The 12,738-nt window shown below is 66.7% G+C and carries 11 protein-coding genes; 3 read left to right on the top strand and 8 right to left on the bottom strand.

Features of this window, described 5'->3' with window-relative positions; translation table 11 throughout:
- Window positions 1–2: 2 nt before the first annotated feature.
- From H7A87_RS18965 to H7A87_RS18955, 3 genes are all read right to left on the bottom strand, one after another.
- Window positions 3–1,163 carry an ABC transporter permease gene (locus H7A87_RS18965; RefSeq protein ID WP_119129801.1) on the bottom strand — a complete coding sequence of 387 codons (1,161 nt, stop codon included), beginning with the start codon at window positions 1,161–1,163 and terminating at the stop codon, window positions 3–5.
- Between the two features lie 12 nt (window positions 1,164–1,175).
- A complete protein-coding gene (locus H7A87_RS18960) occupies window positions 1,176–1,865 on the bottom strand; it encodes an ABC transporter ATP-binding protein (protein WP_119129800.1) in 690 nt (229 codons plus the stop codon).
- 377 nt (window positions 1,866–2,242) lie between these two features.
- On the bottom strand, window positions 2,243–3,487 hold the full coding sequence (locus H7A87_RS18955; protein WP_180496798.1) for an efflux RND transporter periplasmic adaptor subunit: 1,245 nt from the start codon (window positions 3,485–3,487) through the stop codon (window positions 2,243–2,245).
- A 432-nt stretch (window positions 3,488–3,919) separates the two neighbouring features.
- Between H7A87_RS18955 and H7A87_RS18950 the strand changes: the two genes are divergently transcribed.
- From H7A87_RS18950 to H7A87_RS18940, 3 genes are all read left to right on the top strand, one after another.
- Entirely contained in the window at window positions 3,920–5,107 is a 1,188-nt protein-coding gene (locus H7A87_RS18950; protein ID WP_119129799.1) for a sensor histidine kinase, read from the top strand.
- A gap of 91 nt (window positions 5,108–5,198) precedes the next feature.
- On the top strand, window positions 5,199–5,801 hold the full coding sequence (locus tag H7A87_RS18945; protein ID WP_119129798.1) for a response regulator transcription factor: 603 nt from the start codon (window positions 5,199–5,201) through the stop codon (window positions 5,799–5,801).
- 177 nt (window positions 5,802–5,978) lie between these two features.
- A complete protein-coding gene (locus H7A87_RS18940; protein ID WP_119129797.1) occupies window positions 5,979–6,767 on the top strand; it encodes a ThuA domain-containing protein in 789 nt (262 codons plus the stop codon).
- A gap of 241 nt (window positions 6,768–7,008) precedes the next feature.
- On the opposite strand, the gene H7A87_RS18935 is transcribed toward H7A87_RS18940, so the two are convergent.
- The 5 genes from H7A87_RS18935 to H7A87_RS18915 form a co-directional block, all read right to left on the bottom strand.
- Window positions 7,009–7,551, bottom strand: coding sequence for a cytochrome b (locus tag H7A87_RS18935; RefSeq protein WP_104649955.1), 543 nt, complete (start codon window positions 7,549–7,551; stop codon window positions 7,009–7,011).
- Window positions 7,548–8,642, bottom strand: coding sequence for a catalase family peroxidase (locus tag H7A87_RS18930; RefSeq protein ID WP_104649956.1), 1,095 nt, complete (start codon window positions 8,640–8,642; stop codon window positions 7,548–7,550). Before H7A87_RS18930 ends, H7A87_RS18935 begins: the two co-directional genes overlap by 4 nt.
- A 592-nt stretch (window positions 8,643–9,234) precedes the next feature.
- The gene (locus tag H7A87_RS18925; RefSeq protein WP_119129796.1) at window positions 9,235–10,605 is read right to left on the bottom strand and encodes a leucyl aminopeptidase family protein; all 1,371 of its coding nucleotides are present in this window, start codon (window positions 10,603–10,605) and stop codon (window positions 9,235–9,237) included.
- Window positions 10,606–10,647: 42 nt separating this feature from the next.
- Window positions 10,648–11,385 carry an HAD family hydrolase gene (locus H7A87_RS18920; protein WP_119129795.1) on the bottom strand — a complete coding sequence of 246 codons (738 nt, stop codon included), beginning with the start codon at window positions 11,383–11,385 and terminating at the stop codon, window positions 10,648–10,650.
- 115 nt (window positions 11,386–11,500) lie between these two features.
- A complete protein-coding gene (locus H7A87_RS18915; protein ID WP_104584851.1) occupies window positions 11,501–12,607 on the bottom strand; it encodes an AI-2E family transporter in 1,107 nt (368 codons plus the stop codon).
- Between the last annotated feature and the right edge of the window lie 131 nt (window positions 12,608–12,738).

The raw sequence follows: 12,738 nt of genomic DNA, 5'->3' as shown, positions 1-12,738 counted from the left end.
TGTCAGCGGCCGGCGAGGGCATCGACGATCTTCAAGCGCTGCGCGCGTCGCGCCGGCAGCACACCCACCACGATGCCGATGCCGGCCATCAGGCCCAGCCCGACCAACCAGGTCTGCAGCGGCACGCTCTGCACCGGCATCACCCCGCCGCTGCGCGCGGCCATCAGCGGGATCACCAGCGCTGCCAGGCCCATGCCGATCAGCCCGCCCAGCCCGATCAACAGCACCGATTCGACCATCACCAGACTCAACACCGTGCGGTCCTGAAAGCCCAGCGTCTTGAGCGTGGCCAGTTCCGGAATGCGCTCGCGCACCGCCTGCGCCATGGTGTTGCCGGTCAGCAGCAGCAAGGTGAAGAACACCGCGGCCATGATCGAGGTGACGATCAGGCCGATATCGGCGAACTGCTTGATGAAGGCCTGCTGGAACGCCGACTCGGTCTGTGACTTGGTTTCGTGATCGGAGTTGGCCGACAACGCATCGATGGCCTGCGCCACGCGCGAGGCCTGGTCGGCGTTGGCCAGCGTCACCGTGTACCAGCTGACCTTGCTCTTGATGTAGTCGTTGGACTCGTCGAAGTACTTCCAGTTCATCATCAACTGGCGCTCCTGGTTGGCCGCCACCGCGCGGTCTTTCATGCGGAAGATGCCGACCAGTTGCAGCGGCCAGTCGTTGCTGCCGCCACGCGGAAAGATGGTGGCCTGCAGCGGAATGGTGTCGCCGATCTTCCAGCCATTGGCCTTGGCCAGGGTCTCGCCGACGATGGCGCCGGTACGCGTGGTCTGGAATGCCTTCAGCTGCTCCCTGGGCAACTCGTACTCGCTGTAGACGTCGAAGAAATTCGGCGCCACCGAAAAGTTCGGGAAGAAGTTCTTCGGGTCGCGGTAGATCCCGCCGAACCACATCGCCGAGGTCACATCGCGCACGCCCGGCACGCTGCGGATCTGCGGCTCCAGGCTGATCGGCAGCGACTGGGTGATCGACAGGCGCGAGGCCACCACCAGGCGGTTCACGCCGCTGACATTGCCGCCGGCGGTGAAGGCCACGCGCACCGAGTCGAGCATGCCGAACAGCAGGAATGCCGCCACCACCGACAGCAAGGTCAACAAGGTGCGCGTCTTGCTGCGGAACAACTGCGCCCACACCAGCGAGAGATACTTCATGGCATCACTCCGTCAGAGCGCAAGCGGCGCGTCGGCCAGCTCGCCCTTGTCCAGATGGATGGTATGGGTGGCGTACTCGGCGGCCTTGGGGTCGTGGGTGACCATCACGATGGTCTTGCCGTGTTCGCGATTGAGTTCCTGCAGCAGGCGCAGGATCTCCTCGGCGTTATGGCGATCCAGATCGCCGGTGGGTTCGTCGCAGATCAGGAAGGTGGGATCGGACACGATTGCGCGCGCAATCGCCACGCGTTGCTGCTGGCCGCCGGACAGTTCGCTGGGCTTGTGGTTGCGGCGTTCCTGCAGGCCGACCAGGGTCAGGGCGATTTCCGCATTGCGCTTGCGCTGCGCGGCGGTGAGCGCGGTGAGCAGCAACGGCAGTTCCACATTCTTTTGCGCGGTGAGCATCGGCATCAGGTTGTAGAACTGGAACACGAAGCCGACATGGTGGCTGCGCCAGGTCGCGAGCTGGCCGCCGCTCATGCGGTCGATGCGCTCACCCTGGATCTCGATCTCGCCACCGCTGGGGCTGTCCAGCCCGCCGATCAGGTTGAGCAAGGTGGTCTTGCCCGAACCGGACGGACCCATCAATGCGACGAAGTCGCCGTTGGCGATGTCCAGGTCGATGCCGTGCAGCACCTGCACTTGCTCGGGGCCGCGTTGGTAGGTCTTGGTGATGTTGCGCAAGCTGACGAGAGCGGTCATGGCGACTCCTGACGGTGCAAGGGAAAGAGGCAAGCGCGATGCAGCATGGCGACCGCGATGGCATGAGACGGCAACACGGCGATGCGATGACGGTGACGGTGACGCGGCAAGACGGTGCGAGGCTTGCTGACGACGGACGCAACTGCTGGGTGAAAACCGCGACGACGCATGGCGGCGGCGAGCCAAGCGTGGTTCTGCAATGACTAATGACGAATGCGGATCGCGATCGACCGCGCTCCCGGCGCCATGGCGACATCGCTGTGTGCGATCACAACGCCATCCAGGCGCAACGATCGTGTAATCCACTGACTGCGCATGTGGGCGCCGCTCCCCGCAGCGGCGTCGTTGCATGTTGTTGACTGCGGTTGCCGTTGTGGTTACTCGTCCGCTTCCGCGTCCGCTTCGGCCACCGTGTCACCGTCTTTCAGGCCTTGCGGCGGATCCAGCACCACGCTGTCGCCTGCACTCAAGCCCGATACCACCTGGCGGTCCTGGCCCATCACCATGCCGGGAGTGACCGTCCTTGCGCTGACGGTGTTGCGCTCGCCAAGCACGAACGCGACCGTGCGCGTGTCGCGTTCGACCAGCGCCGCACCCGGCACGCGCACGCCCTGCGGCTTGCTGGCCTCTTGCGTGTTGGCCCGCTCCAGAAAGCTCACCCGCACGCCCATCTCCGGCACGATGCGCGGGTCCTTGAGCTTGAACGCCACGCGCACCTTCACCGTGGCCTTGCCGCGATCGGCGGTGGGAATGATCGCGATCACCTCGCCGGGAATCTTCCATTCCGGGTAGGCGTTGAGCACCGCTTCCACCGGCATCTTCGGCTGCACGCGGCCGATGTAGGACTCGCCCACTTCCACTTCGATCTCCAGCGATTCCATATCCACGATGGTGCCGATGCCGGTGCGGGTGAAGCCGCCGCCGGCCGACAGCGGCGAGACGATTTCGCCGGGCTGGGCGGCCTTGGCGGTGACCACGCCGGCAAACGGCGCACGCACCACGTTGAAGTCCGAGCGGATCGCCGAGATCGCCAACTGGTCCGATGCCACGCGCACGTTGCGTTGCGCACTCTGCAGCTGTGCGCGCAAGGCATCGCGTTGTGCAGTGGCCTGCTCGTATTGCGAGCGCGACACAAGTTGCGCGCCGACCAGCGATTGCAGGCGCGTCGCATCGGCATTGGCCACCGCCAGCTGCGCCTGCATGTTGTCGACCTGGCTGCGTGCGGCCGACAGTTGCGATGCCGACAGCGTGCGCTGTGCATCGGCATCCAGCGGGTCCAGCGTCGCCATCACCTGGCCCTGTTCGACGCGCATGCCTTCCTCGATCATCACCTCGCGCACCTTGCCGGTGACCTGCGCCGACACCGTGGCCATGCGCCGCGCCACCACGTAGCCGGATGCGTCCAGCACCGAGGCGCTGCTGCTGCCGGCGCTGATCGCCACCACCGGTGCGGTCTGCACCTTCATCACTGGGCGTCTGGTGAACCACCACGCCGCGGTCGCCAACAGGATCACGATGACCACGGCGGCGATGATCCAGCCACCGCGCCGTGCAGGTTCAGGGGCAGCAGGACGCTGGCGGTCGATGCGCAGTTGCTTGAGCAGATCGGCAGAAGTATTCATCGATAACCGGGACGGGATGCTGCGCGAAATGTGACCGGACGCGGGCGGCGCCGCAAGCTGCCGGAAGTCACCAATGCAGGTGGGGCGACGAGCGGTAGCGCGATCGACGCGGCTGCAAGGTGCTGCGCAGCATGCGACCGTCGCGGCACCTCCACCAGTGACAGCTGTCACCTGCCGTCCATGACAGCGGCAACTGGCCGGGCTTTGCAGCATGCGCGAGGCTGCACCATCCTCATACTGCCGGATTGGCCATGCGCTGCGTTCATTGCTGTTGTCGGCCTGCGCGATTGCCCGGGTCGGTGCTGTGCAGGATCACCACGAGCGGGCGCGGCGCAGATGCATGAGCGTGGCGGTTCGCAGCGAGCTGCCGCATCGGGCGCCCGGCCGGGCCCGGCAGTGGCAGAATCCGATCACTCACACGGACCCATCCCGATGCGCTTGTCGCCGCCCGCCTGGGTTCGCCCCGCCGCCACGTCGCAGGTTGCCGCACGTCTGGCGCAGGGCCAGTCGCCGTGGATGGATGCCGTGCATCTGCTGTGGTCGAGCTGGGTGTTCGTGGTGCCGGTGTTTTCGCCACGTGGATACGACAGCACCTGGCTGCTGTGCACCGTGCTGTCGTATCCGGTGTTTCTGTTGTTGTACGCGCGCATGTTGCTGGCGCCGCGCGGCACGCTGTATCGCTACGCCTGGGCGATGGGTGCGCTCAGTGCCGCATTGCTGCCGGTGTATCCGGCGGGGATCAGCTATTTCGTCTTCGCCTGCCTGAGCCTGCGCCCGTCCACACGGCATGCCATGTGGCGGCACTTCGCAATGCTGGTGGTGATGAACGTGCTCTACCTGGGTTGGGCGCACTGGCTGGGAATGCGCCTGCAGTCGCTGGTGTGGCTGCCGGTGTCGGTGCTGGGCATGGCCGGGGTCGGTGCGGTGTACAGCATCAACGAACGCAAGGACGCATTGCTGCGCCTGTCGCAGGACGAAGTGCGCCGGCTGGCGGCCACCGCCGAGCGCGAACGGATTGGCCGCGATCTGCACGATCTGCTCGGCCACACCTTGTCGCTGGTGGCGCTCAAGTCCGATCTGGCCGCGCGTCTGATCGAGCGCGATCCGCAAGGAGCGCGCAGCGAGATCGATGCGGTGGCGCAGATTTCGCGCGATGCCCTGGCGCAGGTGCGGCGCGCGGTCACCGGCATTCGCGCGGCCGGGCTGGTGGCCGAGCTGGCGTCGGCGCGGGTATTGCTGGACATGGACGGCATCGTGCTGGAACACGACCTGCAGACGCTGGCATTGCCGCCGGAACACGAAACCGCACTGGCGCTGGTGGTGCGCGAGGCGGCCACCAACGTGCAACGGCATGCGCGGGCCAGACACGTGCGCGTGAGCTTGCGCGCGCACGGCGACCAGGCAGTGCTGGACATCAGCGACGACGGGCGCGGCGGGGTGATCGTGCCCGGCAATGGCCTGGACGGCATGCGCGCACGCCTGCGCGGCCTGGGCGGCGCGCTGGAAGTGGAAGCGCTGCCGCGCGGCATGCGCCTGCGCGCCAGCGTGCCGTTGCCGCAGCCCACACCAGTGCCGGCGCAGCCGCCGGTGCCGGTCCCGCTGGTGACACCGTCGCGCTGATCGCACGCACGTCCACTGCATATCGACCCATGCACGGCAGGCGCCACCGCTGCTATCGTGCGCCACCGTTGTCTGCATACGAGCGCGCGCGATGATCCGGGTGTTGTTGGCCGAAGACCAGGCGCTGCTGCGTGGCGCATTGGTCGCCTTGCTTGGGCTGGAAGACGATATCGAGGTGGTCGGCAGCGCAGGCGACGGCGAAAGTGCCTGGCGCGACCTGCAACGCCTGCAGCCGGACGTGCTGATCACCGATATCGAAATGCCCGGCCTGACCGGCCTGGAACTGGCCCAGCGTATCCAGCGCCAGGCACTGCCGGTGCGGGTGATGATCGTCACCACCTTCGCCCGCCCGGGATTTCTGCGCCGCGCGCTGGATGCCGGTGTGGCTGCCTATCTGCTCAAGGACGCGCCGGCCGAACAACTGGTCAGCGCACTGCGTCAGGTGCAGCGCGGCGGCCGGGTGATCGACCCGCAACTGGCCCTGGACGCCTGGGTGGAAGCCGACCCCTTGAGCGAACGCGAGCGCACCGTGTTGCGGCTGGCCGGCGAAGGGCGCTCGGCCAGCGAGATCGCGCAGCAGCTGCAGTTGTCGCACGGTACGGTGCGCAACTATCTGTCCGAATGCATCGGCAAGCTGGGCGTGGCCAATCGCATCGAGGCGTATCGGCTGGCCCGGCAGAAAGGCTGGCTGTGAACCGGTGAGGCAGACGCGTTGCGCTGTCAGCGGGCGCAGCGCCGGATGGCATTGGCCATGCACTGGCACGCATCACTCGATCACCGGCGCAGCGGACAGCTATTCCAGATCATGCGCAAAGCATGCCGTGCAGGCGCAGGTACACTGCCGGGCCAGAACGATTTCCGAGCGAACGGCATGAAACCTCTGTGGCTGTTGGGTCTGCTGCTGGTCTGCGCATTCAATGCGTCCGCCGAGCAGTTCAAGATCCTGGTGGCGGCAATTCCCAACCAGTATCACCACGACTATATCCCGGTGGCCAAACCGCAATTCGAAGCGATGGCGCGCAAGCATTATGTCGAGCTGGTCTGGGCGTGGAATGCCAAGGCCTTTGATGGCGATCTATCGCAATACGCGGCAATCGTGCTGCTCAACACGCCGGCCACCGATCTGGATCCGGCGCAACGTGCGAACTTCCAGAAATACGTGCGCAACGGCGGCGGCGTGGTGGCGGTGCACAAGGCGTTTGCGATCAAGCGTGGCGACTGGGAGTGGTACGACCATCTGATCGGCCGCTCGTTCCGCACCCATCCGTACATGCAGACCGCGATGGTCGACGTGGTGGACCCCAACTTCCCGGCCACCGCCGGCCTGCCCAGGCGCTGGGTGTGGACCGACGAGTGGTACGAATACGATCCGCCGTACAGCGATGACCTGGTCACACTGCTGACGGTGGACGAGAGCAGCTACGACCCCACGCTGATCTGGCCGGGCCAGGTTGCCAAGGGCATGGGCACCCAGCACCCGGTGGCCTGGTACCACCACTTCGAAGGCGGCCGCGTGTTCGCCACCGCGCTCGGCCATCTGACCGAGGCCTACAACGACCCGCGTTATCTGGAGCATCTGTATGGCGGGATCTACTGGGCCGCGACCGGCAAGGGCATTCAGGCACCCGCGCCAGCGGCCAAGACGAAGCGCCAGCGTTAGATCCTGCCCCTCTCCCGTCGGGAGAGGGGTGGGGTGAGGGTACGGGGGTAACGCCACTCCACATGGCAGCGAAGCCGATGCTTCGCCCGCACCCGCATCCGCCCCTGCGGGGCACCTTCTCCCAGCGGGAGAAGGGAAGACCAAGCCCCTCTCCCACCGGGAGAGGGGTTGGGGTGAGGGTACGTCCGCGCAGTGAAATCACTCAGCGCAACACGTCTTCCAACACCCCCCATCCAATCCGTCAACGCGCAGACCGCTCCCCGCGCGCCATGCTGGAAAACACGCCATCCCGGCGTACCCAGGCATGGAACAGCGCCGCGCTCAGATGCCCCAGCACGGTGGCGAACAACAGATACGCCAACCAGCCATGCGCGCTGCGCAGCCAGGCGTACAGCGCCGGATCGTGCGGTGCGATCGGCGGCAGGTTCGCACCCGGCCACAGCACGATCGGATACGCACCGGCCGACAGCATCGCCCAGCCGATCAACGGCATCCCCAGCATCAACGCATACAGCAGCCAGTGCGAGGCGATCGCGGCGGCCTTCTGCCAGGCCGGCAGGTCGGCCGGCAGCGGCGGCGGGCGGTGACGCAGGCGGTTGATCAGGCGCAGCACCGCTAGAACCAGGATCGCAATGCCCAGGGGGCGATGCAGGTCGATCAACCACGGCCGCTGCGTCACCGACGCCACCATGCCCACGCCGACGAACAGCATGGTCAGGATCATCGCGGCCATCAACCAATGCAGGATGCGCGCGGGCAGATTGAAGTGGGGATGGCTGCTCATCGGTGCGCTCCCTGGCCGGTGGCGGCGTTGCCCGTGCCATTGGCGATCTCATGCTCGCGCCGGTTGAACGATTGCGAATACACCGACGAGCGCGCCGCCAGGATCGGGTCGTTCGATCCGGCGATGCCCTTGGGCAGGATCAGCGGGTCGTAATTCAGATCGCGGCACGGGCCGGTGGCCTGCGGTTCGGCATGATCGATCGACACCGTGCCGGCCACGATCTGCTTGCGGCTTTCCGGCCATGGCTGCGAGGGATCGTCCACCGCATCTCCAGGCTCGGCCACGGTCAGCACCATGTCCCAGCGCAGCGGACCCTGCGCCAGGCGCGTGTCCAGGTCGGTGGCGAGAAAATCGCCATCGGCCTGCGCGCGCTGCTCGGCGCTGAGCTCCTTGAACGGCGTATGCGGACGCATCGACCAGCGGATGTAGCGCTCGCGTCCATCGGCGGCAATCGCGCGGAACGCATTCACCCCGTTGTATTGGGTGTTGGCCCAGCTGTTGGACCACGGCGCGGTCTTGGCCCACTGCTGGAACTTGGCCGCTTCCGGATACTGCTTGCCGAACGCGGCCAGCTTGGCCGGATCGGGCTTGCCGGTGGCCGGGTCCGGCCTGGAGGCCACATTCAAGGCCTGAAAACCGGCCGGCGTGGCCACCACGAAGAACGGAAAACTGTTCATCGCGGTGCGCCATTCCTGCCCGTCGTCGCTGCGCAGCAGCAATGCCATGCTGCGTACGCGCGCCGCGCCGTCGGCGCCATGCGGGTCGCCGCCGCCGATCGACATGCGCCCGAGCACCGGCGTGCTGGCCTGGCTGAAGATGCGTGCCGACGACAGCCAGGTGGCCTTGCCGCTGGCCTTGAACTCCCCGCTCACACACACGCCCTTGGTGTGCGCGCGGCGAAAGCCCGGATGCGGCGGCCCGCTGGCTTCGATGGTGTCGGTCATGCGCGCGGCAGTGAGCCGGTCGCCACCGATCCAGCCGGCGGTCCAGGCGAACGCCACCGCGATACCGCCGGCAATCGCGGCGATACCGAGCAATGGCGCCACAACACGTGCGCGCTGCGGGGGTGGAGCGGGAGGTGGCAAGTTCATGGCTGGCTCCGGTGGCAATGCGGCAAAGAGTCGATGCGGTGAGGCGTGTGGCGCCGTGATCGCCACCCCGCCCAACCTGCGGCACCGGCACGACCCGTGGGCGCATAGTCCACGCTCCAGTGCGTCTGGTGTGTGATGCCGCGACCAAAGCGGTCGATGAATGATCCAGATGACGGGCAATGGCGCAGCGCGCTCAAGGCACTACGCCCTCGACCCGCTCGGCTTGGGGATAGTCAAACGACGCTGAAGCTCGAGCGCTCGCTCGCCTTTTAGAGGTAATCGAACAGAGTGGATGCATCGGTTGTGGAGCGGATGATCTGCGGGTTTGCTGCAGGCCCCTTGCCCGCCCACCCTCGCGGGGCACGCTGCAAGTATGTCCATGTAAGCTCTTACGCGGCCATCCATGCCGCGTAAGGTCCCACAACGGTGGGCGGGCAAGGACCAGTCGGGATGGTCGGTGTGCATGGCTGCGAGCCGTGAATGCGGCGCGGGCTGATCACGCACTTTAATCCGATCAACGTCGCTGCCATCGTCGGCATCACTTCACGCGTCGACGAAGGCGAGTTTGTTGAAGCCGTGCTGTCAGCCGGCCTTAGCCGCCGTAACGCTGCTCGAGCATCGCGTAAGCCGAGCGCAACGCCAGTGCCTCGCCGCCAGCCGGGCGGCCGGGGCGGTCGCTGTCGTTCCAGGCGTAGACGTCCAAATGCGCCCACGGCTGGCCCGGTGCGACAAAGCGCTCCAGGTACAGCGCGGCGGTGACCGCGCCAGCCATGCGCGAGCCGGCGTTGGCCATGTCGGCGACATGGCTGTTGAGGTAACGCAGGTACGGGCGCCATAGCGGCATGCGCCAGACCGGGTCACGGGTCTGCTCGCCGGCGTTCAACCAGGCCTGCGCCAGCGCATCGTCGTTGGCGAACAGCGCGGGCAGGTCCGGCCCTAGGGCGATGCGTGCGGCGCCAGTGAGCGTTGCGAAATCCAGGATCAGATCGGGGCGCTGCTCGGTGGCGTAGCTCAGCGCATCGCATAGCACCAGGCGGCCTTCGGCATCGGTGTTGTCCACTTCCACCGTGACACCGGCGCGGGTGGTGATGACTTCGCCCGGGCGGAACGCATCCGGGCCGACGGCGTTTTCCACCGCGGCGATCAACAGGGTCAGCCGCACCGGCAGCTGTTGCGCCATCACCAGGCCGGCCAGCGCCAAGGCATGCGCCGCCCCGCCCATATCCTTTTTCATGTTGCGCATGCCATCGGCCGGTTTCAGGTCCAGCCCGCCGGTGTCGAAGCACACGCCCTTGCCGACCAGCACCAGATGCGGATGCGCCGCGTCGCCCCATTGCAGCGTGATCAGCCGCGGGGCCCGGTGCGAGGCACGCCCGACCGCGTGGATGGTGGGGAAGTTCTGCGCCAGCAATGCCTCACCGACGATGGCCTCGACCTGCGCGCCATGCGGTTGTGCCACTGCACGCGCTGCCTCTTCCAGCTGCTGCGGGCCCATGTCCTCGGTCGGGGTGTTGACCCAGTCGCGCACGCGGAGGCAGGCCTGGATCAAGGCGCGCGTGTGCGGCGCCGGTGTGGCGGCCAGTTCGGCCGGTGCGCGCGGCACCTTGCGATAGCGCGAGAAGCGGTACGCGCCCAGGCCCCAGCCCAGGTGCAGCAGCGCCTGCTCGCTCTCGCTCAGCGCGCTGGCCAGCGTCCAGCGGCTGGCCGGCGGCAGCGCCATCGGCGCGTGCGCATAGGCGTAGGCATCGGCGCGGTCGCCGATCCCGAGCACCGCGCCGGCCAGCCCGTGTTCCCCCGGCAGCAACAGCACGCTGCCCGGCGCGGCATCGAAACGCTGCGCCTGCGCCCACGCCAGCACGCGGGTGGGCTGCTCGGCGCACCAACCTGCAAAGCCTTCGCGGTCGAGCACATGCAGCGGCAGGGCTGCGGCGTTGGGATCGATGAAACCGGTGAGCTGCGACATGGAAATCCTCGGAGGCGGCGCCATGCGCCGAGCAAAAGTGGCTCAGGCGGGAATGCGGATGCCGGTACGCGCGGCGTCGGGATGCAGCTGCTGCGCGTCCAGCCAATCGGCCAGCCCGGTCATGGAATCGAACTCCAGATCCGGCTGCTGGGTCGGGTGCGACCACTGTGCTCGGTCGCGATTGATCCAGCAGGCGCGCAGGCCGGCATCCAGCGCGCCAAGCACGTCCATGCGCACATGGTCGCCCACATGCAGCACCTGTGCCGGCGGCACCTCCAGGCGCGCGCAGGCGGCCAGGAAGATGCTCGGGTCGGGTTTTGCGCTGCCGTGCTCGCGCGAGCCCAGCTGAAACGCGAAGTGATGCATCAGCCCGATGCGCTGCAGATCGGCATTGCCGTTGCTGAGCGCCGCCACCGGTACATGCGCGGCGATACGCGCCAGCGCGTCCAACGCATCCGGGTAGCACTCCACCTGGTTGCGCGCGGCGTAGAAGACCTCATACGCAGGCTCCACCAAGGCCAGATCACCACCGCTCTCGCGCAGTGCCATTTCCAGCGTCAGCCGCCGCAGCGCGCTGAGATCGTGATGCAGGTGCGGGTTGTCGGCAAAGCTGCGCTCGCGCAGTTCGCGCATCGCCTCCACCGGAAACCGCTCTGCGGTGACCGGACTGTGCTCGCGCATCCAGTCGTACAACACCTGGTCGATCCGCGCCCCGATCGGCGCAAAGGGCCACAACGTGTCGTCGAGGTCGAGAGTGATGGCGCTGATTGGGAAACTCATCGCGAGATTGTAATGCCGGGAATGGGGAGTCGGGAATCGAGAATGGGTAGAGCAACGCTTTGGCGGGCTGCTTCACTGCTCTTGCGATTCCCGAATCCCGAATCTCCAATCCCGGCTACTCAAGCAGCCTGGCCCAGCGCTGCATTCCCTCTACCCGGCTCAGCACCATCTTGATGCAGACCAGCAGCGGCACCGCCAGCAGCAGGCCGATCATGCCCCACAGCCAGCCGAACAGCATCAGCGCCAGGATCAGCATCAGCGGCGAGATCGCCATGCGGCGGCCGAGCACGATCGGAGTGACCACCTGGCCCTCGATGGTGTGCAGCGCCAGATACAGGATCGCCGGCAGCATTGCCGACAAGGTGGTGCGGAATTCCACAAAGCCCATCAGCAGCATCAGCATCACGCCGATCAACGGACCCACGTACGGTGCGAAGTTGAGCAGCGCCACCACCGTGCCCCACAACAGCGCTTCGGGCAGCGGAATCTTGAGCACATAGAGAATGCCGGCAAAGACCAGCCCGACCAGCGTATTGATCACGCTGATGGTGAGCACGTAGCGCGAGACCTCGCGCTCGATGTCCAGCATGATTTCGGTGGTGAAGCGTTGCTGCTGGCGATTGGGCAGCAACGCAATCGCATGCCGTTGCAGGCTTTCGCCGTAGACCATGAAGAAGAACGTCAGCAGTACCACCGCCAGCACCGAGGCGGCCAGTTTCGGCGTGCGCACCAGCGCCTTGTAGGGGTCGTCCATCTGCGTGCGCACGATCTGCACGCTGCGCTGGCCGTCGCCGCCGGCGGCGCGCGCAAAGTTTTCCGCGGCCTGGTTGGCCTGCATCATCGGCTTGGTGAAATCGCGCACGTCGCGCGCAATCTGGCGCATCTGTCGGGGCGCCTGCTGCACCCACTCGGCTGCCGGCCCGGCCAGCTGCGCAGCCAGCGCCACGGTCGCGGCCAGGCCCAGGCACAACACCATCAAGGCGCCGAGAAAGCGCGGGATATACAGCTTGCGCAGACCGCGCAGGATGGGATTGCCGATCAAGGCAAAAAACGCTGCCAGCATCACCGGCAGGATGATCGTCTGTGCCGCCCACAGGGTGTAACCGACCGCCAGCGTGGCCAGCACCACCAACGAGACCGGTGCGCGCGGGCGCGGTGCCGGTGGCGGCGGAAGCGAATCTGCCGCAACGGCAGCATCCATTGAATCAACGGGAAGAGTCATGCGCGCCCTGGCAGCAGACTGGCATGCTGCCAGCGGTGCGCCATTATCAGCCGAACGTGTCAACACCGCGCACAGAGGGTGTGCGCAGGATGTCAGGCCCGAACGATGTCAGTGGCGGGCTCTGCCGTGTA

Source organism: Xanthomonas sp. CPBF 426, assembly GCF_903989465.1.
Taxonomy (GTDB): Bacteria; Pseudomonadota; Gammaproteobacteria; order Xanthomonadales; family Xanthomonadaceae; genus Xanthomonas; species Xanthomonas euroxanthea.
The sequence above is the reverse complement of the archived record's forward strand: the minus strand, read 5'-3'. Positions and strand labels throughout refer to the sequence as shown.